Raw genomic sequence first — 25120 nt, 5'->3', positions numbered from 1 at the left:
CCCTGCCTGATGCGCGAGGCGGTTGAAACCGCCCCGCGCAATTTTTCTTATCGTTGTTTTGAGATTGAGCCGATTAGGAGCTCAAATCAACCCCAGCACTTGGCGAGGCCTGCCTTGGTGTCGATGGATTCTATGCCAGTGGCGGGCTTGTCGGTGATCAGCGTCACGCCGGTGTTGTAGAAGTTCAGGCCCGGCGACGGCTCGGGCTTCTTGCCGCTGTCGGCGAAGGCCTTGATCGCCTCGATGCCAAGCGAGGCCATCAGCAGCGGATATTGCTGCGAAGTGGCGCCGATCACTCCCTCGGCAACGTTCTTGACGCCGGGGCAGCCGCCGTCGACCGAGACGATCAGCACGTCCTTCTCCTTGCCGACTGCCTTCAGCGCCTGATAGGCGCCGGCAGCCGCCGGTTCATTGATGGTGTAGACCACGTTGATGTCCGGATCCTTCTGCAGGCAGTTCTCCATGGCGGTGTGGCCGCCATCCTCGTTGCCGCTCGACAGATCGTGGCAGACATTGCGTGCATCCGTTTCGTCGCCGATCTTCTTGGGATCGCCGAGGTCGATGCCGAAGCCCTTCATGAAGCCCTGGTCGCGTTGCACGTCGACCGAAGGCTGGCTGGCAATCAGATCCATATAAGCGATGTGGGCATCCTTGGCCTTGTCGCCGAGGGTGGTCTTGGCCCACGAGCCGATCAGTTCGCCGGCCTTGAAGTTGTCTGTGGCAAAGGTGGCATCGGCTGCATCGGCCGGCTCGAGCTGGGTATCCAGCGCAATCACCAGCAGACCGGCGTCACGGGCCTTCTTGACCGCCGGCACGATTGCCGCCGTGTCGGTTGCGGTGATCAGAATGCCCTTGGCGCCATCGGCGATACAGGATTCGATTGCCGCGACCTGGCCTTCATTGTCGCCTTCGGCCTTACCGGCATAAGCTTTCAGATCGACGCCAATCTCCTTGGCTTTCGCGGTGGCGCCTTCCTTCATCTTGACGAAGAAGGGATTTGTGTCCGTCTTTGTAATCAGGCAGGCGCCGACGCCGGCCGCGGATGCGGACGAGGCAAACGCCATCAGGCCCAGAGCCGCGGCGGCAAACACGGTCGATTTCAACAGTTTTGTATTGCTCACGATTTTCCTCCCAGTGGAACCATTCCGGATGCCGGCCAACCGGCATCCTGCAGCGCGTCCAACGAAATTCTCCCAGCGTGGACGCTGCCTCAACAGACACCAGGCCGAAGCCTCTGTCAATAATTAAATCACTCTTATTTATTATTGACAGCCTTGCTTCGTTCACCCATTCTGGCCCAAAAGCATTGAGGGGAAACGACGGGAGGAACAGGGTGGAAACCGCCATTGCGAGGCACGGTTCGCCCGAGGTGAATGACAGCCTCATTCACCGCGGCACCAACCAGAGCGGCATGCGCGACCACAACGAGCGGTTGGTGCTTTCGCTGGTGCGCCAGCACGGCAGCCTGGCGAAATCCGACATCGCCCGCATGACCGGGCTTTCGGCGCAGACGGTTTCGGTCATCATGCGCGAGCTGGAGGAAGAAAGCCTTCTGCTGCGCCAGGCGCCGTTGCGCGGCAAGATCGGCCAGCCCTCCATCCCGATGGCGCTCAATCCCGAAGGCGCTTTCTTCATCGGCCTCAAGATCGGTCGCCGCAGCGCCGAACTCGTGCTGATCGATTTCCTTGGCAATGTGCGCTCGATGCTGCAGCATTCATACCGCTACCCGGCGCCGCGCGAGACGGTGGACTTCGTCAGCAACGGCATGCGGCAGATGCGTGGCGCGCTGACGCCGGCGCAGGACAAGCGAATCGCTGGCCTGGGCATCGCCATGCCGTTCGAATTGTGGAACTGGGCCGATACCGCCGGCGCCCCGCTCGACGTCATGGATGAATGGCGCCACCGCGACATCCGGGCCGACATCCAGGCGCAATGCGATTTTCCCGTCTATTTGCAGAACGATGCGACTTCGGCCTGCGGCGCCGAACTCGTCTTCGGCCAGGCGGGTGCGGCGCGTGACTTCGTCTATTTCTATATCGGCGCCTTTGCCGGTGGCGGCATCGTGCTGAATGGCCGGCTTTTCGGCGGCCCCACCGGCAATGCCGGAGCACTCGGTTCCATGCCCGTACCCGGGCCGGACGGCAAGCCGACCCAGCTGATCGACGTGGCGTCCATCGCCATGCTCGAAAAGGCGCTCAATGCGCGTGGCGTCGAGGCTTCGCATCTGTGGACATCGCCGGAAGACTGGGGCGAGATCGGACCCGAGCTCGACGACTGGATCGCCAGTGCCTCGCGGGCGCTCGCCTACGCCATCGTCGCCGCATCCTCGGTCATCGATTTCGAAGCGGCGGTGATCGACGGATGGATGCCGAAGGCGGTGCGCCGCCGGCTGGTCGACGCCATCATCGCGGCCATCGCCACGATCGACGGCGAAGGCTTGAAGCTGCCTGCCGTTCGCGAGGGAACCGTCGGCATTCATGCCCGGGCGCTCGGCGGCGCCAGCCTGCCACTTTCCGAACGCTTCCTGATTGGCTCGACGACGATTTCCAGGAGCGCCTGATGTTGATCGGAATCCCGGCGCTGCTCGGTCCGGAGCTTCTGGCGATCCTGCGCGGCATGGGCCATGGCGACGAAATCGCCCTTGTCGACGGAAATTATCCAGCCGAGCAACAGGCAACCCGGCTGGTGCGAGCCGATGGTCACCACCTCATCCCGGTGCTCGACGCGATCTTGAGCGTGCTGCCGGTGGATGACGCCGTGCCGGAGGCGCTGTTTCGCGCCTCGGTCAAGGGTGACCCCTCGCTTGCCGATCCCGTCCACCATGAGATCGAGGCGATCTGCGCCAAACGCGCGCCAGGCCGCAAGGTGGTTGCGCTGGCCGGCGCCGACTTCTATGCACGGGTCAAATCGGCGCATGCCATCGTCGCGACAAGCGAGCCGCGGCTCTACGCCAACATCATCATCCGCAAGGGCGTGATCTATCCGCCGGAGACCAGGAAGCCATGATCCTCTGCTGCGGCGAAGCCCTGATCGACATGCTGCCGCGCACGACGACAGCAGGCGAGCCGGCCTTTGCGCCTTATGTCGGCGGCGCCGTGTTCAACACGGCGATCGCGCTTGGCCGGCTCGGCGCGCCGGCCGGCTTCTTTTCCGGCCTGTCGTCGGATCTGTTCGGCGGCCAGTTCCGGGATGCGCTTGGGGCGAGCAAGGTCAGTTCCACCTATGCACACACTTCGCCTCGGCCAACGACGCTGGCCTTCGTCAAGCTCACCAACGGCCAGGCGACCTACACCTTCTATGACGAGAACACCGCCGGCCGCATGCTGACCATCGACGACCTGCCGCAGCTCGGCAACGAGATCGAGGCCATGCTGTTCGGCGCCATCAGCCTGATCTCGGAGCCCGCCGGCAGTGCCTATGAGGAGTTCATGCGGCGCGAGCAGGCAAGCCGCGTAATGATGCTCGATCCCAACATCCGGCCGAACTTCATCCCGGACAAGGCCAAGCACCTCAGGCGCATCCGCGCCATGATGGCGATGGCCGACATCGTGAAACTGTCGGATGAAGACCTGAACTGGTTCGGCGAAGCCGGCTCGCACGAAGATGTCATCCGCAACTGGCTGGACCGCGGCCCCAAGCTGATCGTCGTTACCCATGGCAGCGAAGGTGCCGTCGGCTACAGCAAGGACCACGCCGTCACGGTGATGCCGGAAAAGGTCGAGGTGGTCGACACGGTCGGCGCCGGCGACACGTTCAACGCCGGCATCCTCGCCTCCTTGCATGAGCAGGGCCTGCTGACGAAGGCGGCGATTTCCGACCTGTCGAAAGACGCCATCCACAAGGCGCTGGCGCTCGGCGCAAAGGCAGCAGCGGTCACGGTGTCCCGGGCCGGCGCCAATCCACCCTGGCGGCACGAGATCGCCTGAGCGGGCCGCAACGTGCCTAGGATTGGTTGAGCTGGTCGATCACTTTATGTTTCGCAGGGTCGATCCTAGGGATTATGAGGGCAGGATCACGCCTGACGAAGCCCGGATTTCCGGCATCTCGCGAAGACACGCCGGAAAATACAGGTAACAGACTGCGACACCTAGGCAATTCGCGGCTCTGCCTGCCCGGCTTTCTCGGCAGGCGCAACTCTGGTACCAGCGGCCGGTTATCTGGCTAACCCGTTTTGAGGCCGACATGCAGTTCATCGATCTTGGCGCGCAGCGCGAACGAATCCGCGACCGGCTGAAGGCCGCGATCGACCGTGTCGTCGACGAGGGCCGCTATATCCTCGGCCCGCAAGTCACCGAATTCGAAAACAAGCTTGCCGCCTATATCGGCACCAAGCATGTCGTGGCCTGCGCCAACGGCACCGATGCGCTGCTGTTGCCGCTGTTTGCGGCCGGCGTCGGCCCGGGTGACGCGGTGTTCGTGCCGAGCTTCACGTTCGCCGCCACCGCCGAAGTGGTGGCACTGGCCAAGGCCGAGCCGGTGTTCGTCGATGTCGACCCGCATACCTACAACATCGACATTGCCAGCCTCGAAGCGGCCATCGCCATGATCAAGAAGGAAGGCCGGCTGAAGCCGAAGGCAATCATTCCCGTCGATCTGTTTGGCCTTGCCGCCGACTACGAGGCGATCATGGCGATCGCCAACCGCGAAGGGCTGATGGTGATCGAGGATGCCGCCCAGTCGATGGGCGGTTCGCTCGACGGCAAGATGTGCGGTTCCTTCGGCGCGGTCGGCTCGACCAGCTTCTACCCGGCAAAGCCGCTTGGCTGCTACGGCGACGGCGGCGCGATGTTCACCAATGACGATGCGCTGGCCGAGCAGCTCAGATCCTTCGCTTTCCACGGCAAGGGCGAAACGCAATACGACAATGTCCGCGTCGGCATCAATTCGCGGCTCGACACGCTGCAGGCGGCGATCCTGATCGAGAAACTGGCCATTCTCGAAGACGAGATGGTCGCCCGCCAGGTGGTGGCAAAGCGCTATGCCGAAGGGCTTGGGGACATCGTCACCGAGGCCCGCAATCTGGACGGCAGCCGTTCGGCCTGGGCGCAGTACGCCATCGAGACACCCAAGCGCGACGGGCTGAAGGCGCATCTCGGCGAAAAGGGCATTCCGTCGGTCATCTATTATGTGAAGCCGCTGCATGCCCAGGTTGCTTATCGCGACTACCCGCGCACGCCGACCGGCCTTGCCGTGTCGGAAGACCTGCCGAAGCGGATCCTCTGTCTGCCGATGCACCCTTATCTCAGCGAGGCCGACCAGGACCACATCATCGAAACGATCCGCAACTATATCGGCTCGAATTCAGCGCATGTGGCGGCGGCTTAGGCCTGAAAGGTCGGCGCCAAGCACCCCCCTCTGTCCCGCCAGCATCAGTAATTAGCAACGCTGGGAACTACCCGCCCTTCCCGCTGGCAATGAAATGCGGATTGGCGAAGTCCTCGTCGTCGCTTTGCCTGCGCTTGCCATAAACCAGAGGCTGGCCATCGAGCGTGCGCGTCATGCCGCCGGCCGCGCGCAGCACGGCGTCGCCTGCCGCCGTGTCCCATTCCATGGTGCGGCCGAAGCGCGGATAGACATCCGCCTCGGCGCTGGCGAGAAGGCAGAATTTCAGGGACGAACCGACCGAAACGATTTCGGCGGCACCGAGGTCGCGAATATAGGCCTCGGTTTCCGGCGTATTGTGGGAACGACTGGCAACGACGGCCAGCGGCACCACGGCCGTTCTCACCGAGATCGGCCGGCGGCCGACGATCTGGTAGTCGCCATCGATTTCGAGAGATTCCGCCCTGCCCGGCAGGCCGGAAAAGAAACGGCCCGTGCAGGGCGCGAAGACGACGCCGACTTCCGGCACGCCATCGCGAACCAGCGCGATGTTGACGGTGAAATCGGTGCGGCGGTTGACGAATTCCTTGGTGCCGTCGAGCGGATCGATCAGAAAGAAAGCCCCGTTCAGGTCGGGCGGCACGACGCCGGCGGATGCTTCCTCCTCGGCCACGCAGGGAATGTCGGGAAATGCGGCACGCAGTCCGGCGAGAATGATCTTTTCGCTCTCGCGGTCCGCCTCGGTCACCGGCGAAGCATCGGACTTGCGATCGACCGCACAGCCGGCGTGGAACACACGCATCACCTCGCGTCCGGCCGCCAGGGCCAGCCGCTCGAAGATTTCGAGCATCAGCCTGTCGTCAGATGCCGCCGCCGCTGTCGTATTGGTCTTCGGCAATGTCGCGCTCGTTCAGCCAGTGTTCCAGGGCGTCTACCATCTCTTCGGCCGATTTGCCGAGTGTCCTGAGATGGATTTCCGGGTTTTCCGGCGCTTCGTAAGGGGAATCGACGCCAGTGAAATTCTTGATCTCGCCATTCAGTGCGCGCGCATAGAGGCCTTTCGGATCGCGCCTGGCACATTCCTCGAAGGGCGTGTCGACGAACACCTCGATGAACTCTCCGTCGGCCATCAATTCGCGCGCCATGCGCCGCTCAGCGCTGAACGGCGAAATGAACGAAACAATGACGATCAACCCGGCATCGGCCATCAAACGCGCCACTTCGGCAACGCGGCGGATGTTCTCGACGCGATCGGCGTCGGTGAAACCAAGATCGCGGTTGAGACCGTGACGGACGTTGTCGCCGTCCAGGATATAGGTATGTCGGCCGGTGGCGAACAGCTTCTTTTCGAACAGGTTGGCGATGGTCGACTTGCCGGAGCCCGACAGCCCGGTGAACCAGAATACGGCGGGACGCTGGTTCTTCATGTCGGCGCGGACGTGCTTGCCGACATCGAGCGACTGCCAATGGATGTTTTCAGCCCGGCGCAGCGAGTGCAGGATCATGCCGGCGCCGACCGTGGCGTTGGAGATGCGGTCGATCAGGATGAAGGCGCCGGTGGTGCGGTTTTCGGCGAAGGGATCGAAGGCAATCGGCGTCCGCGTCGAGATGTTGCAGATGCCGACTTCGTTCATTTCGAGCGACTTGGCCGCTTCATGGGCAAAGTCGTTGACGTTGATCCGGTATTTCAGGTCGGTGACCGTGGCGCTGGTCTGATCGGTCTCGGTGCGCAGGATGTAGGAGCGGCCGGGCAGCAGCGCATGTTCGTCGAACCAGACGATGTTGGCGGCGAACTGGTCTGCGACCTGCGGCCGTGCGGCCGGCGAAACCAGCATGTTTCCGCGTGAGATCTCGACCTCGTCGTCAAGGACGAGTGTGACAGCCTGGCCGGCAGCCGCCTGGGCGAGATCGCCGCCATACGAGACGATCCGCTTGACGCGCGAGGATTTGCCGGACTTGGCGACAACGACCTCGTCGCCGGGTGCAACCGAGCCGGACGCGATCGTGCCGGCAAAACCGCGAAAATCGAGATTGGGGCGATTGACATACTGAACCGGAAAACGGAACGGCAGTTCAACCACCGCTTCGTCGACCGACACGGTTTCGAGATGCTCGATCAGCGTCGGGCCGGAATACCATTCCGTCTTGTCCGAACGGCCGGTAACGTTGTCACCGTAGCGGGCCGACATCGGGATCGGCACGATGGTCTGGAAACCGAGATCGCGCGAGAATTGCCGGTAGTCTTCAACGATCCGGTCGAAGACCGCCTGGTCGAACCCGACGAGATCGATCTTGTTGACGGCCAGCACGATGTGGCGGATGCCGAGCAGCGAGGCGATGATCGAATGGCGTCTGGTCTGGCGCAACACCCCTTGCCGGGCATCGATCAGCACGATCGCCAGGTCAGCGGTCGAGGCACCGGTCGCCATGTTGCGGGTGTATTGCTCGTGGCCGGGCGTATCGGCAACGATGAATTTGCGCTTCGGGGTGGCGAAGAAGCGATAGGCGACATCGATGGTGATGCCTTGCTCACGCTCAGCCTCGAGACCGTCGACCAGCAGCGCGAAATCGATGTCGTCGCCCGTCGTGCCGTGCTTGCGCGAATCGCGCTCGAGCGCGGCGAGCTGGTCCTCGAAAATCTGCTTGGTGTCGGAAAGCAGGCGCCCGATCAGCGTCGACTTGCCGTCATCGACGGAACCGCAGGTCAGGAAGCGCAGCAGCGACTTCTTCTCCTGCGCCGCCAGATACTCGCGGACGCCGTCGGTGGGTGCGAGGCTCTTTGCCATGATGTGGCGCATGGTCAAAAGTACCCCTCGCGCTTCTTCTTTTCCATCGAGCCGGCTTCATCGCGGTCGATCAGGCGACCCTGCCGTTCGGACGTACGCGCAGTCAGCATTTCGCCGACGATGGCTTCCAGTGTGTCGGCATTCGACTCGATGGCGCCGGTCAGTGGATAGCAGCCCAGCGTGCGGAACCGCACCAGCCGGTTCTCCACTGTCTCGCCGGGGCGCAGTTTCATGCGCTCGTCATCCCGCAGGATCAGCATGCCGTCGCGTTCCACCACAGGCCTTTCCTTAGCGAAATAGAGCGGCACGATCGGGATACTTTCCTGCAGGATGTACTGCCAGATATCGAGTTCGGTCCAGTTCGACAGCGGAAAGACGCGGATCGATTCACCCGATGCGATGCGGGTGTTGAATATCTTCCACATCTCGGGGCGTTGGTTCTTAGGATCCCACACATGCTGGGCGTTGCGGAAGGAAAAGATGCGCTCCTTGGCGCGCGATTTCTCCTCATCGCGACGAGCGCCGCCAAAGGCCGCGTCGAAACCGTATTTGTCGAGCGCCTGGCGCAACGCCACGGTCTTCATCACATGGGTGTGCGTGTTCGAACCGTGGTCGAATGGATTGATGTTGTCGCGCACGCCGTCTTCGTTGACATGAACCAGGAGATCGAAGCCGAGTTTCTGCGCCATCTGATCGCGAAAGGCGATCATCTCGCGGAACTTCCATGTCGTGTCGACGTGAAGAAAGGGGAACGGCGGCTTGGCGGGATAAAAGGCCTTCATCGCCAGGTGCATCAGCACGGATGAATCCTTGCCGACCGAATAGAGCATGACCGGCTTGGTGAAAGCGGCCGCAACCTCACGGAACACATGAATGGATTCGGCTTCAAGCCGCTGAAGATGCGTAAGCGCTGTTGTCATGGACTGTGAGCGTTCTCTCGTGCCTTTTAACAGAAGGCCTTGCCTCGAGCTTTTTGCGCCCGGTTCAAGCCTTGCTTCTGGACAATCTCTGTCGTGCCGGCGTTCTAGCAGATCGCTGTTGTCAAGAACAATGCTGGACTGGCCCCGCGGCGCGCGGTTCGGGAATGAATTTTCCACAGACACCTAGAAACCCGGAAATTCCTGCTCGCAAGCTCAACAGTTGAGAAAACGCGGGAAAAATATTGCTTGAACAGACCGGCCGCGACCCGCCGGGATTTTCCCTGATCGATCGGCGCCGGCTGCCGATTTTCAGGGGCAATCGGCTCCGACACACTATCGAAAAGGGAGCCCAGCCGCTATACCAGCCTCGGGAAGCTGGGCAAGTGCATCATGAGGCATGGGCAATTTCGAGGCGAGCGCATTTTACGTCGCTAAACAAGATCCCCCGCATCAAACGTCCCGAAAATAGCGAGCCCGAAAATTGAGCCGGCTTTCATCCCTGAGACAGCAATTCACGCCTTCGCGGGTGAATATCTACTTCTCCATCCTTTGCTTCTTTTTTCCACCGGTTCTGGGATCGGTGGTCAGCTTTGTGTTCAACGGCGGGGGCCTTTCGTCCGTCCTGCTGATTGCTTTAAGGAAAAGGCGCTTCAACGCCGACCGGCCCATGATCTGGCTGACGGTCGCGATCTATGCCTACTGCGCCGCCAATCTGTTGGCTTCCATCGTCAACAACTCGTTCGTCCGGGATGCACCACATCTTATCCCGCTCGTGACCTTCCTGTTTTTCCCCCTCTCCTATTCGACATGGAGCATCACGCAGAAAACCACGCTTGCCCGCATTATCGTGCTCTCCAGCATGGCCGCCTGTTTTGTCGCGCTGCTCATGGCCGTCATCCAGCAATATTGGGTTGGAGTCAGGGCCGAGGGCGGGGCCGGCAATCCGATCGTCTTCGCAACTGTCGTCTGCCTTGCCGTGGTGGTCTGCGTGGCCGGTGCCTTGTCAGGCATTGAGCGAGCCCGAAACCCCCTCTTCTACGCCACACTGGCCGGGACGATCGCCATCATCTATTCCGGTTCGCGTATTGCCTGGCTGGCGCTGCTGATTGCCGGCATCGCTGTCCTGCTGATCAACCATCAGAGGCTCGGAGGCAGGAATGCCATTCGCGTGCTGCTGCTGCTGACGGCGTTCGGCATCGTCATCGCCGCTTTCGGCTTCCAGGCGATATCCGGGCGCGTCGACTTTCTGCGCTCCGATTGGGATGCGCTTGGGGCGCAGGGAAACTATGACAGCTCGCTGGGAATACGTGTTGCCCTTTGGGAGATCGGCCTCAAAGCATTCCTTGACATGCCGTTGTTTGGACATGGGGTGGGTGCGACCCAGCTTTTGATCAAGCAAGGCTTTCATGACCAGTTCGCGATGGACGCCGGCTTCAACCATTTCCACAACGGCTTCCTGACCGCCTTGGTGCAAGCAGGAATTCTGGGCGCCGTAACGCTGGCCGCGATCTTTGCCGTTGCGGCTGGAAATGCCGCCCGGGTCTTGCGAAACAGCAGCGATCCGATCGAGCGCTTCGGCGCCATGATGATTGTCGTCGTGGTGATCACCTATCTGACGGCCGGAATGACGGGCATCCTGGTCGGCCATGACATTCTGGACTCGGTGCTGATGGTCTTCCTGGTGAGCGGAACATATCTTGCCTCCGGACGTCAGGCTCCGTTGATGGAAGAGCAGGTACTTCCACCAGTTGTGGAAGCGCAGGCACTTCCATCAGCCGCCCGACGGCTGTTCCGGGCAAGGCAATGAAGGTCCTGGTCACGGGCGCGACGGGTTTCATCGGGCGTCTTGTCGTGCACCATCTTCGCGAAGCCGGTGCGGAGCTTCGCCTTGCCTCCCGCCATCCGGAGAGGCTCGGGTCGGCGGATGGCGCGGTGCTGATGCCCAATTTCGATGCGCCGGCCGCGGCCTTCCTGGCGCTCACCAGGGATGTGACCCATGTCGTCCATTGTGCCGGCCTCAACAACGATCAGGGAAATGCCACCGAAGCCGACCATCGAGCGGCCAATGTGGAATTGAGCGCGCGGCTGGCGCATGCAGCGGCCGCCCAGGCAAGCGGACGCTTCATCCATCTCTCCTCGATCAGGGCCGTGATCGGTGCTCGCGTCAGCGCAACGATCGACGAGAACACGCCCCCTGCCCCGCAATGCGCCTATGGACGCTCGAAGCGCGAGGGCGAGATCAAGGTTTTGGACGCCTATGCATCGCATGGCCGCTCCGACGCCGCCGTGTTGCGCCTGCCTCCTGTGTATGGGAGCGGCATGAAGGGCAACCTCGCGACGCTGATGCGCCTGGCCGATACGGCACTGCCGCTGCCGACGGGCGCCTTGACGGGAAGCCGCTCGCTGATGTCATCCGAGGCCACAGTGCGAGCTGTGTCGCACCTGCTGGGCCATTCGGGGCCACTTCGCCCAATCTATGTTGGCGCCGATGTGCCACCGGTCGCCGTCGAGGCCATCATCGCCGCCTTTCGCAGAGGTTTCGGACGGCCGATGCGCCTGATGACTGTGCCGGCCGGCCTGATGCGGCCGGCAGCAGGCGTGTTGGGCAGGCAGGCGTTTTGGGACAGCCTGACCGCGACACAGATATGCGACCCTGCCCTGCTGGTATCGGAGGGCTGGGCGCCTGAAACCGGCACGCTGGAGCGGCTGGCCGAGCTGGCGCGGCTCAGTAAATCCTGACGTCTTGTCTGACCATGATCTTCCCAAAAACCGGCTACCACTTTTCGGGATCATGGTCTTTTTGTCTGGCCATGATCTTTCCCAAAACCGGCTTCCACTTTTTGGGATCATGGCCTGTCAGCTTCGATGGAGCGTTCCAAGCAGGATCCGAAGGTCGAGCCAGAACGACGCTGTGCGGAGATAGGCGGCATCCGTTTCGGCCAAAAGCTCCGGGTTCGACATGTCGATGCCCCTGATCTGGGCCAGGCCGGTTATGCCCGGAAGCGCGGCCAAAACCCCCAGCCGCCTGCGGCACTCGATCAGTTCCGTTTGGGTCGGCAGGCAGGGGCGCGGCCCGACCAGGCTCATTTCACCCTTCAGGACGTTCCAGAACTGCGGCAGCTCATCGAGCTTGAACTTCCGCAAGACCTTTCCAACCGATGTCACGGAATTCGCCGGCGCCTCATGCGAGGGCAATGACGGCGTGCCGACATACATCGTGCGCAACTTGTGGCAGCGAAAAAGCCGACCGTCACGGCCGACCCGAATCTGCGAAAAAATAGCCGGACCGGGCGACGATGCCCGAACGGCAAGGACGGCCAGCACCAAAACAGGAGATGTGGCCACCAGCAGCAGAGCCGCACCGGCAAGATCGAAGATGTGCTTGGCTGCCTTCATGAACGGCCGATAATGCTCCCTGCCAAAGTCCCGAGGCAGCGCCGCAGGCCAAACCCGTCAATCCGGTCGACGTAGCATGAGCTCATCCGTTGACCAAGCGCGCCACGCAGCTGTTCGATGCTCAGATGCGCCCCAGGATGAAAGCGAGATAGAGCCCCAGGGTCCCGGAAAGAGTCTGCCGATAGACACCGCTTTTGCGCAAGGCCGCCAAGCGGCGGAAAAGACCGCCCTGCCGCCCGCTGGTGAACAGGTCGAGGCATGCCGCCGCGTCCTCGGTCAGGAGGCCGCGATTGACGGCAAGACCATCGAGGTTGAGATCCGTCCAGCCGGCGAACTCACCCTTGAACAGGCGGCCAAGCCGGGAAATCCTTGCTCTCCATGACACGTTGGCGCCAACCAGGTTTGCCGCGTGCTGCCGGTAGCGCACCAGCGGCCGTGGATCGTAGCGGACGATGCCGCCGGCGGCGGTCACGATGAGATAGGCCCACCAGTCGTGGCTGACGAACCCGGTCCGCGCGGAGGCCCTGGCCAGCAGATCGCGTGCCGCAGCGTTGAGCAGGATGGTGTTGCCGCCGGCGATGCTTTGCACAAGCGCGTTGCGAAAGGATGGCGGCCGGGCAAACAGCGGCGAATGGCCGACAAGACTTCCCGTTTCCGTCATGGTCGCGGTTCGCGAGCAAAACATCAGCGGGGTTTTTGCGTCATGGGCCTGTATCCAGTTGATGGCGCTCTGCAACCTGTCGGGCTCCCAGATATCGTCCTGGTCGCAGAAGGCATAGCAGTCCGCATCGATGCGTCGATCGAGGATCATCGATCGGAAATTGGCGGCGAACCCTTGCCGTGGCCCCTCCACAAGGGTCATTCGACCCTTGAGCCAGCGGGATTTCCACGTCTCGATGATGGCGGTCGTGCCGTCGATGGAGCCATCGTCGGATATCCACAGGTCGATCAGAGGGTGCGACTGCGCGAGCAGGGATTGCAGCTGCTCATCGATGAAGGCGGCGCCGTCTTTCGTGCCCATCAGGACCGCGATGCGCAGATCTTCTTTGCTCACCAGCAAGATCGCTTTCTGAATTCTTATTTGGATCTATCTCTTTGATTTGACGCAATTCCGGACGGAAAACCGTTTCACACTTTTCCTGGAATTGCTCTAGCTCGCCTGGCCGGCCGTTTTCGGGATCGCGTCTTGACGTGCACTCCCCCTGGCCTTCTTGGCGCGGTCAAGGCTTGCCAACACGGCGAGCGCGGCAGCCTTGTCCTGGTTCTTCGCCGATTGCTGCAGCTCCGTGAGCGCGACCTGGACATCCGACCATTCCACGACGTCCGTGCTGAGGCCAAAAATCTTCGAAATGCCGAGTTCGACGAGTTCCTCATCTTCGCCATGCAGCGTTTCGTGGAGTTTTTCGCCCGGCCTTATGCCGGTGAACCGGATCGCAATGTCCTTGTATGGGCTCTTTCCGGACATGCGGATCATCGTTTCGGCCACTTCAAGAATCGGCACCGGCTTGCCCATGTCGAGCATATAGACGGCATAATCGTCTCCGCTGTGCCTCGATGCGGCATCGGCCGCCGACATGATGACAAGATCGACGGCTTCGGCCACGGTCATGAAATAGCGTGTCATGCGCCGGTCGGTGATGGTGACGGGTCCCCCAGCCTTGATCTGCGCCTGGAATATGGTCGCCACCGAACCATTGCTGCCAAAGACATTGCCGAACCGCACAGCGATGAATTTGGTGGCGGAGCGACGCCCGCCCGGCTCGCCTGATGGCGTCCCATGCAAGGCGCTGACGATCTGTTCGGCAGCCCGCTTCGTCATGCCAAGCACCGATGAGGGATCCACCGCCTTGTCGCTCGATATCAGGACAAATTGCGCAACCCCGCATTTGGCGGCGACCTCGGCACAGACGAGTGTTCCGAAAATATTGGTCTGGATGGCCGAATCCCAGTTTTCCTCGAGCAGCGGAACGTGCTTGAGCGCCGCGGCATGAAAGATGATGTCCGGCCGGAATTCCGTGACGACACGCGTTATCTGGCGCCGGTCCGCGACATCGACGATACGGACCTTGAGACGGTCGTGGTCTTTCTCGTCGATATACTGGCTCAGCTGGAAAATGCCGAACTCGGAGTTGTCGGCGACCAGCACCGCCGCCGCTCCCAGCTCCAGCGACCGTTTGACCAGGGTTTGGCCGATCGAGCCGGCGCCCCCCGTGACCAAAACACGTTTGCCGCCCACAAAGGCGCTGATGCGCTCGATATCGGACGCGACTGTCGGACGGCGCAGGATCGTTTCCATCTCGACGGTGTCGAGAACCAGCTTTCCGTGCTGTTCCAGCTCCGAAAGGCCGGAGAACTGCACCACATTTATGTCGCCGTGCCGGGCGACGCGGACGAGTTCCGAATACTCCTCGATCTCGTGCTCGGCGCCGCTGCCGAAAATCAGCAGATCCAGGCTTTTGGTGCCGGTCGCGTAGTCTTCCAGGACATCGATCAGACGCGGCCGGGTCGCCACCACCGGAACACCTTGAATCCGCGTGCCCAACGGCGCGCCGCGCTCGGTCGCCATAATGCCGGCGATGGAATAGTCCGCCGGCTGCGCCGTGCGCGTGAAGCGAATGATCAGGTCGGCCTCGCCGAGGCGGCCAATGAACAACGCTCGCTTGGGCTGCGTCTTGTCGGTCTTGCGGCTCAGAATGCCCCAGCTCTCGCCGTCACGCAGGAAGCGGTAGAACAGCCGCGGCGCCGATATGATGGTGAAGGAGACGAGGAAGAAGACTATGAACTGACGTTCGTTGAGCCCCTGCACGGGCTGGAAGGAACGAACCAGCAGCGAAGCCACGTAAAGCGTGAGCGTCAAAATCGCGCAGCTCTTCAGGATATTGAAAAAGTCCGGCGTCGAGGCAAAGCGCCAGACGGTCGTGTAGAGGCCACAATATCGGAATAGAAAATGGCTGATGAGAACAATGCCCGCCCAAGTCGCCAGACCCTCATTGGAGAGCGGTTCGAACGAAAGATTCGACCGCGAAAGCACGAGGCTGAGCGCCACGGCGACCAGGACCATGACCACGTCCTGCACCATGATGAAGGCGCGCCGCATCTGTGGCCTGAGCCCGAATACTGATTCGAGGTAAGAATTCATTGGACGGCACGAGACTCCAGGCTCAAGGGCATGACTATAAGCAAAGTGCGAGCACGAAGATACTTCGCGGCCGACCACCTTTTCAAAGTGCCATCCCCGGCCCCCGCCGTCCTGTATCGCATACTGCGGGGCGCGAGGCATAGCCAGATGTTTTTTCGAAATACGCCTGACTGAGGGCGTTGCTCGGTCACTTCGAGGGCGTGTGCCCCAGGATGAAACTACGCTGCGGCGGCACCGAAGCCGAAGTCGGTAGAATTATAGGCTATCTGAACTGTTGTCGCCTGCCCATCGCCAGCGAGTGGGCTATCAGATTGTTAAAAAGTCGCTTGTTCGCCGAACGCCTTAGACGAGGCCAATGCTCGCAAATTTCGCAACCTCCGGGCGAAGGGGCCCAAGATAAATTGGGTCAAAAGACGGCTGAACGTATCCGCGCTATGAGCAGAATATCTGTCGGCAAGTGTGCAGCCACGGCAAAGGCAACGCATAACATGCCACTTGAACAAGTCTTGGCTGGCTGGTCGATGAAATCGCCGATGCCGGCAAATTCCAGGATAGAATCCATTCTGACTTCCGTCACCTCAAATCCAATGCGGATCCCAATATCTTCGGAGAAAAGGCTCTCCAACCTCGGATAATCCGGCCTGAACCAGTTCCGAGCCTCGTCGTCGAAGAAATGCGTCTCCTTGACGGATGGCGTTGCCATCTGCGGAGTTTCGCTGAGATAGCCGAACAGGCTGGTGGTGCCAGCCTTCTGCACGCCACCAACGATTAGGCCCAACCGAGGCTGGTCCGACGCATCTGTTCGCATGCCAAAGCTACTTCTTTGTCGACTGCCTCTTCCGCCAGCGGGCGAAAGCGCCCGGCAGTGACGCTAGATACCTGGCCGGGTACGTCACCCTCCACCAAGAGCTGCTTCTGATTTGGTGAATCTCTACCTTCAAGCGCTCAGACTCTTCAATCAGATCTTGAATTCGCTTTTCCGCGCCATTGGCGCGTCGTGCTTCATGGTCGACCTGAGCCATCAGATCAGCTTCGCGAGCTGTCGTCTCGACGTCCCGAAGCTGAAAATCTCTCAGTTGTTGTGTCAGTTGAGTTTCTCGCGTGGCAGCTCCGATGCGGGTCTCCTCCAACTCCATCATTCGCTGGTCCGCCGCGTGCCGCTGCAGCTCGAATCGCTCGGCCGCAGCCCTTTCCCGTGCCGACATTTCGGAAAAGAACGCATCTCCGAAAACTGGGCCGAGGCTGTCGAAAGAACCGCGCACCATATCAAGTTGCAGCATGGCTGCGCCGTCAGCCCGATCTTTTTCCAGCGCCCTCACGGCGCGATAGGCCTGCTTGATCCAGTCATTGACGTTCGGATCAGCTTCCAGCTGATATGCGCTGGCTACATGGTGCTGGTGATTTTCCGAAAAATGATTGGAAAGTGTCGCCTGCCATTCCATTTCGGAGCGCGGCCAATTGATGCTGAGAGCATTGGTGATTGCCTCGATCCCATTGCGCCAGTCATCGAGCATGTCCTCATAGGACAGGAAGACGCGTGGCCGCCCCCGTGTCGCATGCTCCGCCTCCAGTCCATGGCGCAACCAAAGGAGCGCGCTGAAGCACGTGGTGAACCTGTCCCGCTTGGCGAGCGAAGCGATCACAGCCAAGGGGTTGCGCTCGATCAGCACATAGCGGACATCGATGCGCATTCGTTCCAGGATGTCCGCGTACAGCGGCACGAACCGCGAGATGCGCGGATCTTTGAGAACGAAAAGTGGGGCGCTGCCATACTCCTCGTCGATCAACCGGCCGATCTCGGCCTCGTAGAAGCGCAGGCGCGACGCACCGAGATCTGCCGGCTCGAAAGGTCGCCAGTCATCCCATCGGCTGCCCGCCTCGGCGAGCATCCGGTCATGAAGTTCCATCAGCCGCAGGGGCTCCCAGTGGCCTGTTTCGTTGGTCGGATTGGCGCCGAGCATGTTCTTCGGTAGTCCAGCACCGAGCAGGCTGATCGCCCTGGCCAGGGCGCTGGTGCCCGAGCGGTGCATGCCGAGCACTATGATGCAGGTGCGCCGGACCGCGGCCGGCTTCACTTCGCCAGCTGCCGGTGGCACCGCGTCGCACAAACTTTCTGATGATGGATGCCTGATCATGCGGTCAAAGCTCGTCCAAGCCTACCGCCACCGCCATGACGATCCCCAATCATGACAATTCCGCGCCGCATCTTCGGGCGAAGGCCGGACCGGCTGCTGGATATGATGTCATCAAATCGTACTGAGCTCCAGGCGCAAGGACATAGGCACTGACCGGGCTCGAGAGCGATCATCCGTCACCGATCACATTTTTGATATGTCAATCCTCAGCCCCCGCTGTCTGTATCGAATATCCCGGAGTTGAGGTCATCGCCAGAGATTTTTTGGAAACACCTGTGGTTAAGCGGCTGCGCGCTTGTTATGAGCGATCGTTCCAGAATGGCACGATGAATTCCCCACAAGGACAACTTTTTCAGTGTAACGCCTAGATCTCCACTCGATCGCGCCCAGCCTCCTGCTTTGCGAATCGCTGGAGACTTCACTACGACGCAGCGTCGTGTCATATGACCGCCCCAATGACTATGAAGAGGTATCTGGCGGTTCATCATAGCAGCCAGAACCCATGAAGCCCCAGAAACAGCAGATGCGATACAATCAACAATGATTGCGGCACTAAACGGCGCTGTCGACGATATCAGCAAAGCCATGAAGCTGCATCGGGTCTGGATTGCGCTTGCGCACGAGGACATCGGCGACCAGCATAGACGCACGACGCTCGGCCCGCTTTGGCTGCTGGTCAACTACGTCGCCTTCGTGGGCACGTTCGTTTTCGTGTTCCAACCTGCCGGCAAGGATGCCGCCGGATATGCCGCCTATGTCGCGATCGGCCTTCTGGTATGGTTCTACCTGATGGAAGTCATGTCCATGAGCGTGTCGCTCTTTCAGCGCGAAGAGAGCTTCATCGAAGGTACGACGCTGCCTTTGTTTGTGTATGTGATGCGACTGGCATTGCAATCCGCCATCAGGGCGGGCTATGCGATCGCAGGTTGCGTTGTCATTCTGCTGCTGAGTGGACCTGCGGTGACATCCTCGTGGCTGTGGTCAGGCGCGGGGTTGCTTCTTATACTGCTGGTTACGCCGGCAATGATTACCGTATTTGCGTTTCTCGGGGCTTTCTTTCCCGACAGCCAGTTCATTGTCGGCAACTTGCTGCGAGTCGGCATGTTCTTCACGCCCGTTTTCTGGGTGTACAACGGGCAAGGCGGCGTCCAAGAATACGCCTATCACTGGAATCCGTTCACTTATTTTCTGGAAATCGTCCGCTTGCCCATCATGGATGGAGAACTACCAGTTCATGCTTTCACTGTGACCATCATCATATCTTTGGCCACATGGGCGATGGCGTTGCTGCTGCTCGGTCGGTATCGCAAGCAAGTCATCTTCATCATCTGAGTTTTCAATGGTTTCCATCAAGCTGGACAATGTTAGCCTTGTTTACAAGCTGCACGAAAAGCTGACGCTTTCCGCGCCGGACCGGCGTGTGGCTGGGCCAGGCGGCAGAATCGAAGGCTCGGGCAGAAAGCAGTTTGTGCAGGCGCTCGACGGCGTCAGCTTCGAATTGAAGGCCGGCGACCGCCTGGGCCTGGTCGGCCCGAACGGCGCCGGCAAGACCACCCTTCTCAAGGTGCTCTACGGGATCTACGAGCCGTCGGCGGGAACCGTCGCGATCGAAGGCAAAGTCGACGCCCTGTTCAACATCAACATAGGCTTCCGTCGTGAGGCCACCGGACGCAGGAACATCGTGCTGCGTGGATTGATCAGCGGATGGACGGAAGCCGAGATCGAAGAGAAAATGGAGGATATCATAGCCTTCAGCGAGCTTGGGGATTTCATCGATTTGCCGTTCAAGGCCTACAGCCAGGGCATGGCCGCGCGACTGGCCTTTTCGGCGGCAACAGCGCTCGATCCCGAAATCCTGTTGATGGATGAGTGGATCGGCGCCGGAGACGCCTCTTTCCAGGACAAGGCCAAGAGGCGCATGGACGAACTGGCGGAAAAGGCAGGTATCATCGTTCTCGCCAGCCACAGCGAGGCCCTTATCCAAAGCGTATGCACGAAAAAAATGACGCTCAGGAGCGGGCGTATCGAATCGTTCACGACAGAGCCAAGAACGCGCGCTGGAAAGCCAGCCAGCTCTAATCCTTTTTCGGGTATCGGGTAGCGAGACTGACGCATGACGAAACAAGACTCCGTTCCGATGAACGATCTGAGGCGCCTGTATCAGCGCTATCAAGGAGAAATAGAGCGTGAGGTAGCGAACACGTTGCGTTCGGGATGGTGGCTCAACGGCGCGGTCGGCAAAAGATTTGCGGCAAATTTTTCCAGGTTCATAGGTGTTTCGGAATGCCTCCTCGTAGCCAACGGGACGGATGCGCTCGAACTTGCATTGGCCGCAGTGACCAAGCGCAACGGTATGCGCGGGCGCGAGGTCATCGTCGCCGCCAATGCGGGCGGCTATGCCAGCTGCGCCTGCTGGCACAATGATCTCGTTCCGCACTATGTCGATATCCAACCGGCCAGTCAGCTCGTAGATCTTCAATCGGTGATGAAAGCAGCCAGCGCAGACACTGCTGCGATCGTCGTCACCCACCTCTATGGCGGCGTCGTCGATGTCCGCGCCATCAGGGCCGGACTTGCCGAGGCTGGCCTCTCGCACATTCCAATTGTGGAGGATTGCGCGCAGGCGCATGGGGCAAGGATCGGGAGCGATGTTGCGGGTTCGCTGGGCGATATCTCCACTTTCAGCTTCTATCCAACCAAGAATTTGGGGGCCATGGGGGACGGCGGCGCCGTTCTTACCTCCGACGTGGCCGCCGCCACGCATGTGCGGCAGCTGCAGCAATATGGCTGGAGTTCAAAATATCATGTCGGCGTGCCCAACGGCCGCAACTCTCGCATGGATGAAGTTCAAGCCGCGATACTGGACGTTCTGCTGGGCGATGTGGATAGCCGCAACGGACAGCGACGTGCTATCCTAAGCCAGTATAAGTTGGTCACCGGACGTCGATTGCAATTCCTGGAGGGAGGAGCTGGCGCTGTCGCGCATCTCGCGGTCGCGCTTTGCGACGACCGGGATGCGTTCAGAGCGTTCATGAAAGAGCGCGGCGTCGACACCGACATTCACTATCCTGTGCTGGATTGCGACCAAGTCGGCTGGGCGGATCTGCCGATGAAGGGAAGCGAAAATCTCGCCGTTTCAAGGGCCAGCGTCAGCCGTCTTTGTTCCGTCCCCTGCTATCCGGACATGACGAGCGACGAAATAGAGCAGGTGTGCCTCGCCCTCCGCGAATGGGAGGCAATGTGACAACCCGCTCGATCGTTTTCCCGATCTATCGAAATCAAGCTAACATCCCTTCTCTTCTGCAGGCGGTCGCCGATTTCCATTCCAGATATCAAGGCGACATCGAGTTCGTCTTCGTTGTCGATGGATCGCCCGATGAATCCGGTCCTCTGCTGGTCAAGGAATTGAAAAGCTCGGGCTACGATTACAAGATCATTTTCCATAGCCGGAACTTTGGCTCGTTCACCGCAATTCGAACCGGGCTCGAACATGCGTCGGGTGATCAGGTCGCGGCCATGGCCGCCGACCTGCAGGAGCCACCAGAACTGATCGTCGAGTTCTTTTCGAAGCTGGAAAAGGATGAGGCTGACGTGGTGTTTGGGCAGCGAACCGGGCGTAGCGATCCACCTTTGACCAAATTTCTGTCAAGGACTTTCTGGGCGGCCTACCGCAGGCTCGTCCTGCCCAGCATGCCAAGTGGCGGGGTCGATATCTTCGCCTGCAATCGCCAGGCTCTGGAGGCGATCCTGTCTATCGAGGAACCGAACAGCTCGCTTGTCGTGCAACTATTCTGGGTCGGCTTCAGGCGAGAATTCGTGCCATATCGGCGGCGCGAACGAGAGCACGGAACAAGCGCCTGGGGCATGGCGCGGCGATTCCGATACATGATGGACAGCATTTTCTCGTTCTCCGACTTTCCGATCATGCTCACACTCTGGGTGGGTTTTGCAGGCTGTGTGCTAAGCCTCCTATTTGCAGTCGTTACCGTGATTGCGCGGCTGCTTGGCAATATCGACCCCGCTGGCTATACGACACTGGTGCTGCTGATAACGGGCTTCGGTTCGGCCAGTCTTCTGGTTCAGGGGATTCTTGGTTGCTATCTCTGGCGGGCTGTTGAAAATACTAAGTCGCGCCCACTCAGAATCATCAGCCGCGTCATTGACGGAACCGCCAAATGACCGACAAGCCCTTTTTCGTCCATGAGCGTGGTATTTGCGAAAGCACCGATGTCGGTATCGGAACACGCATCTGGGCCTTCGCACACGTCCTTCCTGGCGCTGTGATCGGCTCGAACTGCAACATCTGTGATCACGTCTTCATCGAGAACGACGTGATCGTCGGCGATGACGTGACCATCAAGAGCGGCGTCCAGCTGTGGGACGGGGTGCGCCTGGGCAATCGTGTGTTTGTGGGTCCAAACGCGACCTTCACCAACGATCGCTTCCCGCGCTCCAAGGAATATCCCGAGACGTTTCTGCTGACGACGATCGAAGACGGCGCGTCCATCGGCGCCAACGCGACAATCCTGCCGGGCATTGTCGTCGGCCGCCAGGCGATGGTCGGCGCCGGCGCCGTGGTGACCAAGAATGTCCCTGCCAACGCCGTTGTGGTCGGAAATCCCGCCGTCATTATCGGCTACCAGACAGGTCCGCAGATCGTGCCCGCGGTTACCCAGACCTTCCCAGGCACGGTAGGCGAGAAAATGTCGCTTGGGGTCGGCGGCAGCGAACTCTGGCGGCTGCCGCATTTTGGCGACCTGCGGGGCGAACTCGCACCGCTGGAATTCGGTTCAAACCTGCCTTTCAAGCCGGCCCGGTCCTTCCTGGTTTACGGCGTTCCCTCCGACAAGGTCAGGGGTGAGCATGCGCATCGCGAGTGCCATCAATTCCTTATCGCAGCTCATGGTCGCCTTTCAGTCGTCGTCGATGACGGCCATGACAGGAAAGAGGTTTCGTTGACCGAGCCGTCGATCGGCCTCTACATGCCGCCCGGCATTTGGGGAATTCAATATAAATTCCAGCCCGATACCGCATTGCTGGTCATGGCTTCGCACAACTATGATGCCGGCGATTACATCAGGGACTATGCGGATTTCCTGGATATGGTCAGGCAGGATGGCCGCTGATCGCATTGGTGGGGACGCTGTCCGGTTCCTTGTCGCCGGCGGCCTGAATACCGCCCTGACCAGCCTTGTCTATTTTGCCGGTCTCTTCGTGCTGCCTTCGGGCTTGTCTTACGCACTCGCCTGGCTGGCTGGCCTCGTGTTCGTGATGGTGTTCTATCCCGATCGAGTCTTTCCCGGAGGTCGCACAGGCATCGCCGATCGACTGGCGATCGGCGTCTCGATTGCCATCGTGTTCGTGCTCGGACTGGCAACCCTTAAAACCCTCGAAAGCGTGCTGCAAAACACTGCAGCGGCCTTCTTCGTCACCCTTGCCATCACGACCGTCCTCAACTTCGTGATTTCTCGATGGATACTCCGCAGATCATGCTGACGCGCCAAAGCACAATACGACCCGCCATCAATCTCTTTGCGATTTTCGTCGCGATGTATTTTTCCGAGCTGGCATCCTTTCCGCTGTCAATCGATGAAGAGGTGACAGCCTTCAGAACGGACGCGACGATCTGGGTCATTCAAGGACGCTGGGGCACGTATCTGATCGAGAGATTCCTTATTCCTCATCCTGTCATGCCTTTCTTGGCTCCGGCCGTCTTTGGTGCCGGTTGCGTAGCCGCCTACCTCCTCGTCATGGATGTCATCAACAAACAAGAGTTCTCCATCGCCGAGTATGCGTGTTTTGCGATTTTCTGCAGCTTCCCGACCTGGTTCTTTATCGTCGAATTCTATTCGAACATCGCCGCGATCGGGATCGGCCTGCTTGCGACCGCCCTTGCGCTTTGGCTGATAGCCAACGAGGACGTTTCGCCCCTTAGCCCACGTTTTCTCGGCGCTGTAGCAGTCGGAGCCTTCGCAATCTCGATCTATCAGAGTTTCGCGCCGGCAATTCTGGTCTTGGGCATTGCGATCTCGATTCTGCAAGCACGGGCCGGCAGCAGCAAATCGTTGCCGAAAGACCTGGTTCGGATCGGTATTCTGCTCGCCGGTGCCCTATTGTTGTATGCCATTGGCAACGTCATTTTCAGATCCTTCGTCCCCGGCAGGAACGAATATTTCGACTCGCTTTCCCAGCCGGACTTTCTGTTTCAACATCCGGTTACTGTTATCGGGCGCGTGCTTGAGGCGATAAGTGGAATCTATGGCCTGAACCAACATACATATGGCGTTGCATTGTGGGCAATCCCGCTCTTGCTGCTCTTGGGCGGCTGGGCACTCCTGAAGGAATTGCCCCGCACAAAATTACTGTTGACGGCAGTTGCCTTCGTTTCGTTGCTTGTTCCCTTCGCCTTTCATTTCCTTGCTGCAGGCAGCATGCCTGTCAGAAGCCTCGTCGGGGCGCCGATTGCGGTATGGCTGTTTGCCTATGTCGCAGTGACGAGCAGAAACCCTAGAATCCGCGGAGCCTCGGCCATCTTGCTGGCGGTGGCACTTTTCCAGATCCAGGTCATTCAAAACTATCGTCAGGCGTCCAGTTATCTTGTTGACAAGCACGACACCCTGCTGGCGGGAGCTATTTTCGACAGGCTGTCGGCCGCGCCCGGTTTTGACGCAAAGCGCAGCTATGCTCTAAGCGTGTTTGGCGCACAGCCATTTGCGACCAACTACCCGAAGCCTCCCGGTTCGACAGTCGGTTACTCCTTCTTCGAATGGGACGGGGGCAACGCATGGCGAATCGCCTACTACATGAAATTGCTCGGCTATTCCAATTTGAGCGGCCCGACCCCGGATCAAGTCGACCAAACAATTGTCCGTCTTTCGGCGATGCCGGTTTGGCCGGCTCCCGGCAGTGTTGAAATCAAGGACGACATTGCGCTGATAAGGCTCGGAGAGACGCCCAGCTACGCAAATCAGCTAGCCCTTGCAAGGATGGCCAATCATTGAAGGCACCGCAACTAATCCCTCACGGAAGTCCTGCAGCGAGGCGCGACAAAGCTTCTCCTCGCCGCGGGGTTTCTTGACACGCCCGTTGCGGGCCACGGATGGGTGATGAAGGTCGCAGCGGTATTCTGGCGGAGTATCTGTCGATCGCCGCAGTACTCCAGGCCGCCGAGGAGTAGAGTCATTCTGGAGCGGTGGAAAACGGCCTAAAACAGTGCGGGATAGGCTTTCCTCATATTGATCGCCAAGAAGCTTGCCCCGGCCTTGGTCAAATGGGCGGCGTCCAGAAAGATCAGCTTGCCGTGGGCGTCGAACAAACGGCATTGGTCGAAGCACATCGCCCTTTCGAGATCGACGGTTTCCGCTTTCGCAGCAAAGTTCTGCAACAGGGGCCTCATCTGATCGTCTAGAGCGGGATGAATCT

The 25120-nt window shown here is 60.1% G+C and carries 23 protein-coding genes; 13 read left to right on the top strand and 10 right to left on the bottom strand.

The window, feature by feature from the left end:
• Positions 1-86: 86 nt before the first annotated feature.
• Complete coding sequence (locus FCU66_RS19695) at positions 87-1064, bottom strand: sugar ABC transporter substrate-binding protein (RefSeq protein WP_168991841.1); 978 nt, start codon at positions 1062-1064, stop codon at positions 87-89.
• Positions 1065-1333: 269 nt separating this feature from the next.
• On the opposite strand from FCU66_RS19695, the gene FCU66_RS19690 reads away from it, so the two are divergent.
• From FCU66_RS19690 to FCU66_RS19675, 4 genes are all read left to right on the top strand, one after another.
• Positions 1334-2560, top strand: a complete 1227-nt coding sequence (locus FCU66_RS19690) for an ROK family transcriptional regulator (RefSeq protein WP_136617623.1) — start codon at positions 1334-1336, stop codon at positions 2558-2560.
• Positions 2560-3006, top strand: a complete 447-nt coding sequence (locus tag FCU66_RS19685) for an RbsD/FucU family protein (RefSeq protein WP_109662412.1) — start codon at positions 2560-2562, stop codon at positions 3004-3006. Before FCU66_RS19690 ends, FCU66_RS19685 begins: the two co-directional genes overlap by 1 nt.
• The gene (locus tag FCU66_RS19680) at positions 3003-3926 is read left to right on the top strand and encodes a carbohydrate kinase family protein (protein WP_136617624.1); all 924 of its coding nucleotides are present in this window, start codon (positions 3003-3005) and stop codon (positions 3924-3926) included. Before FCU66_RS19685 ends, FCU66_RS19680 begins: the two co-directional genes overlap by 4 nt.
• 256 nt (positions 3927-4182) lie before the next feature.
• Positions 4183-5325 (top strand): DegT/DnrJ/EryC1/StrS family aminotransferase, encoded by a 1143-nt coding sequence (locus FCU66_RS19675; RefSeq protein WP_136617625.1) that lies wholly within the window; start codon positions 4183-4185, stop codon positions 5323-5325.
• Positions 5326-5392: 67 nt separating this feature from the next.
• Here FCU66_RS19675 and cysQ read toward each other — a convergent pair whose 3' ends face one another.
• From cysQ to cysD, 3 genes are read right to left on the bottom strand one after another with little or no spacing between them, the layout of a single operon-like run.
• Positions 5393-6172 carry a 3'(2'),5'-bisphosphate nucleotidase CysQ gene (gene cysQ / locus FCU66_RS19670; protein ID WP_168991842.1) on the bottom strand — a complete coding sequence of 260 codons (780 nt, stop codon included), beginning with the start codon at positions 6170-6172 and terminating at the stop codon, positions 5393-5395.
• Between the two features lie 10 nt (positions 6173-6182).
• Complete coding sequence (cysN, locus tag FCU66_RS19665; protein ID WP_168991838.1) at positions 6183-8120, bottom strand: sulfate adenylyltransferase subunit CysN; 1938 nt, start codon at positions 8118-8120, stop codon at positions 6183-6185.
• A gap of 2 nt (positions 8121-8122) precedes the next feature.
• On the bottom strand, positions 8123-9028 hold the full coding sequence (gene cysD / locus FCU66_RS19660) for a sulfate adenylyltransferase subunit CysD (RefSeq protein WP_136617628.1): 906 nt from the start codon (positions 9026-9028) through the stop codon (positions 8123-8125).
• 481 nt (positions 9029-9509) lie between these two features.
• On the opposite strand from cysD, the gene FCU66_RS19655 reads away from it, so the two are divergent.
• Together FCU66_RS19655 and FCU66_RS19650 are read left to right on the top strand one after the other, a co-directional pair.
• Complete coding sequence (locus FCU66_RS19655; protein ID WP_136617629.1) at positions 9510-10835, top strand: O-antigen ligase family protein; 1326 nt, start codon at positions 9510-9512, stop codon at positions 10833-10835.
• Complete coding sequence (locus FCU66_RS19650) at positions 10832-11767, top strand: NAD-dependent epimerase/dehydratase family protein (RefSeq protein ID WP_136617630.1); 936 nt, start codon at positions 10832-10834, stop codon at positions 11765-11767. The genes FCU66_RS19655 and FCU66_RS19650 overlap by 4 nt, the downstream gene beginning before the upstream one ends.
• Positions 11768-11884: 117 nt before the next feature.
• Here the strand turns inward: FCU66_RS19650 and FCU66_RS19645 are convergent, their stop codons facing one another.
• The 5 genes from FCU66_RS19645 to FCU66_RS19625 all read right to left on the bottom strand — a co-directional run bounded on the left by FCU66_RS19645 (position 11885) and on the right by FCU66_RS19625 (position 17698).
• Positions 11885-12424, bottom strand: a complete 540-nt coding sequence (locus FCU66_RS19645; RefSeq protein ID WP_136617631.1) for a sugar transferase — start codon at positions 12422-12424, stop codon at positions 11885-11887.
• A 121-nt stretch (positions 12425-12545) separates the two neighbouring features.
• Entirely contained in the window at positions 12546-13478 is a 933-nt protein-coding gene (locus tag FCU66_RS19640; RefSeq protein ID WP_136617632.1) for a glycosyltransferase family 2 protein, read from the bottom strand.
• A 96-nt stretch (positions 13479-13574) separates the two neighbouring features.
• Positions 13575-15563, bottom strand: a complete 1989-nt coding sequence (locus tag FCU66_RS19635) for a nucleoside-diphosphate sugar epimerase/dehydratase (RefSeq protein ID WP_168991839.1) — start codon at positions 15561-15563, stop codon at positions 13575-13577.
• A gap of 406 nt (positions 15564-15969) precedes the next feature.
• On the bottom strand, positions 15970-16371 hold the full coding sequence (locus tag FCU66_RS19630) for a restriction endonuclease subunit S domain-containing protein (protein ID WP_136617633.1): 402 nt from the start codon (positions 16369-16371) through the stop codon (positions 15970-15972).
• A gap of 7 nt (positions 16372-16378) precedes the next feature.
• A complete protein-coding gene (locus tag FCU66_RS19625; protein ID WP_136617634.1) occupies positions 16379-17698 on the bottom strand; it encodes a sulfotransferase family protein in 1320 nt (439 codons plus the stop codon).
• Between the two features lie 540 nt (positions 17699-18238).
• Here FCU66_RS19625 and FCU66_RS19620 point away from each other — a divergent pair.
• The 7 genes from FCU66_RS19620 to FCU66_RS19590 are packed head-to-tail and all read left to right on the top strand — an operon-like array spanning position 18239 to position 24699.
• Positions 18239-19030 (top strand): ABC transporter permease, encoded by a 792-nt coding sequence (locus FCU66_RS19620; protein ID WP_136617635.1) that lies wholly within the window; start codon positions 18239-18241, stop codon positions 19028-19030.
• A gap of 7 nt (positions 19031-19037) precedes the next feature.
• A complete protein-coding gene (locus FCU66_RS19615; RefSeq protein ID WP_136617636.1) occupies positions 19038-19799 on the top strand; it encodes an ABC transporter ATP-binding protein in 762 nt (253 codons plus the stop codon).
• A gap of 12 nt (positions 19800-19811) precedes the next feature.
• Positions 19812-20942 carry a DegT/DnrJ/EryC1/StrS family aminotransferase gene (locus FCU66_RS19610; protein WP_136617637.1) on the top strand — a complete coding sequence of 377 codons (1131 nt, stop codon included), beginning with the start codon at positions 19812-19814 and terminating at the stop codon, positions 20940-20942.
• Positions 20939-21877, top strand: coding sequence for a glycosyltransferase family 2 protein (locus FCU66_RS19605; protein ID WP_206077114.1), 939 nt, complete (start codon positions 20939-20941; stop codon positions 21875-21877). The genes FCU66_RS19610 and FCU66_RS19605 overlap by 4 nt, the downstream gene beginning before the upstream one ends.
• On the top strand, positions 21874-22824 hold the full coding sequence (locus tag FCU66_RS19600) for a WxcM-like domain-containing protein (protein ID WP_136617639.1): 951 nt from the start codon (positions 21874-21876) through the stop codon (positions 22822-22824). Before FCU66_RS19605 ends, FCU66_RS19600 begins: the two co-directional genes overlap by 4 nt.
• Positions 22814-23194, top strand: coding sequence for a GtrA family protein (locus tag FCU66_RS19595; protein WP_168991840.1), 381 nt, complete (start codon positions 22814-22816; stop codon positions 23192-23194). Before FCU66_RS19600 ends, FCU66_RS19595 begins: the two co-directional genes overlap by 11 nt.
• Entirely contained in the window at positions 23170-24699 is a 1530-nt protein-coding gene (locus FCU66_RS19590; protein WP_136617641.1) for a glucosyltransferase domain-containing protein, read from the top strand. Before FCU66_RS19595 ends, FCU66_RS19590 begins: the two co-directional genes overlap by 25 nt.
• Before the next feature lie 203 nt (positions 24700-24902).
• On the opposite strand, the gene FCU66_RS41195 is transcribed toward FCU66_RS19590, so the two are convergent.
• Positions 24903-25120: SGNH hydrolase domain-containing protein (locus tag FCU66_RS41195; RefSeq protein WP_168992259.1), on the bottom strand; the 218-nt coding region annotated here is incomplete at its 5' end.

This window comes from Mesorhizobium norvegicum (assembly GCF_004919685.1).
GTDB lineage: Bacteria > Pseudomonadota > Alphaproteobacteria > Rhizobiales > Rhizobiaceae > Mesorhizobium > Mesorhizobium norvegicum.
This window is presented reverse-complemented; position numbering and strand designations above follow the sequence as displayed.

Coding starts and splice junctions, on each gene's coding strand:
- FCU66_RS19695 (WP_168991841.1), bottom strand. CDS start 1,064: ATGGCGTTTGCCTCGTCCGCATCCGCGGCCGGCGTCGGCGCCTGCCTG.
- FCU66_RS19685 (WP_109662412.1), top strand. CDS start 2,560: ATGTTGATCGGAATCCCGGCGCTGCTCGGTCCGGAGCTTCTGGCGATC.
- FCU66_RS19680 (WP_136617624.1), top strand. CDS start 3,003: ATGATCCTCTGCTGCGGCGAAGCCCTGATCGACATGCTGCCGCGCACG.
- FCU66_RS19675 (WP_136617625.1), top strand. CDS start 4,183: ATGCAGTTCATCGATCTTGGCGCGCAGCGCGAACGAATCCGCGACCGG.
- cysQ (WP_168991842.1), bottom strand. CDS start 6,172: ATGCTCGAAATCTTCGAGCGGCTGGCCCTGGCGGCCGGACGCGAGGTG.
- cysN (WP_168991838.1), bottom strand. CDS start 8,120: ATGCGCCACATCATGGCAAAGAGCCTCGCACCCACCGACGGCGTCCGC.
- cysD (WP_136617628.1), bottom strand. CDS start 9,028: ATGACAACAGCGCTTACGCATCTTCAGCGGCTTGAAGCCGAATCCATT.
- FCU66_RS19650 (WP_136617630.1), top strand. CDS start 10,832: ATGAAGGTCCTGGTCACGGGCGCGACGGGTTTCATCGGGCGTCTTGTC.
- FCU66_RS19645 (WP_136617631.1), bottom strand. CDS start 12,424: ATGAAGGCAGCCAAGCACATCTTCGATCTTGCCGGTGCGGCTCTGCTG.
- FCU66_RS19635 (WP_168991839.1), bottom strand. CDS start 15,563: ATGAATTCTTACCTCGAATCAGTATTCGGGCTCAGGCCACAGATGCGG.
- FCU66_RS19630 (WP_136617633.1), bottom strand. CDS start 16,371: ATGCGAACAGATGCGTCGGACCAGCCTCGGTTGGGCCTAATCGTTGGT.
- FCU66_RS19625 (WP_136617634.1), bottom strand. CDS start 17,698: ATGATCAGGCATCCATCATCAGAAAGTTTGTGCGACGCGGTGCCACCG.
- FCU66_RS19620 (WP_136617635.1), top strand. CDS start 18,239: ATGATTGCGGCACTAAACGGCGCTGTCGACGATATCAGCAAAGCCATG.
- FCU66_RS19615 (WP_136617636.1), top strand. CDS start 19,038: ATGGTTTCCATCAAGCTGGACAATGTTAGCCTTGTTTACAAGCTGCAC.
- FCU66_RS19610 (WP_136617637.1), top strand. CDS start 19,812: ATGACGAAACAAGACTCCGTTCCGATGAACGATCTGAGGCGCCTGTAT.
- FCU66_RS19600 (WP_136617639.1), top strand. CDS start 21,874: ATGACCGACAAGCCCTTTTTCGTCCATGAGCGTGGTATTTGCGAAAGC.
- FCU66_RS19595 (WP_168991840.1), top strand. CDS start 22,814: ATGGCCGCTGATCGCATTGGTGGGGACGCTGTCCGGTTCCTTGTCGCC.
- FCU66_RS19590 (WP_136617641.1), top strand. CDS start 23,170: ATGGATACTCCGCAGATCATGCTGACGCGCCAAAGCACAATACGACCC.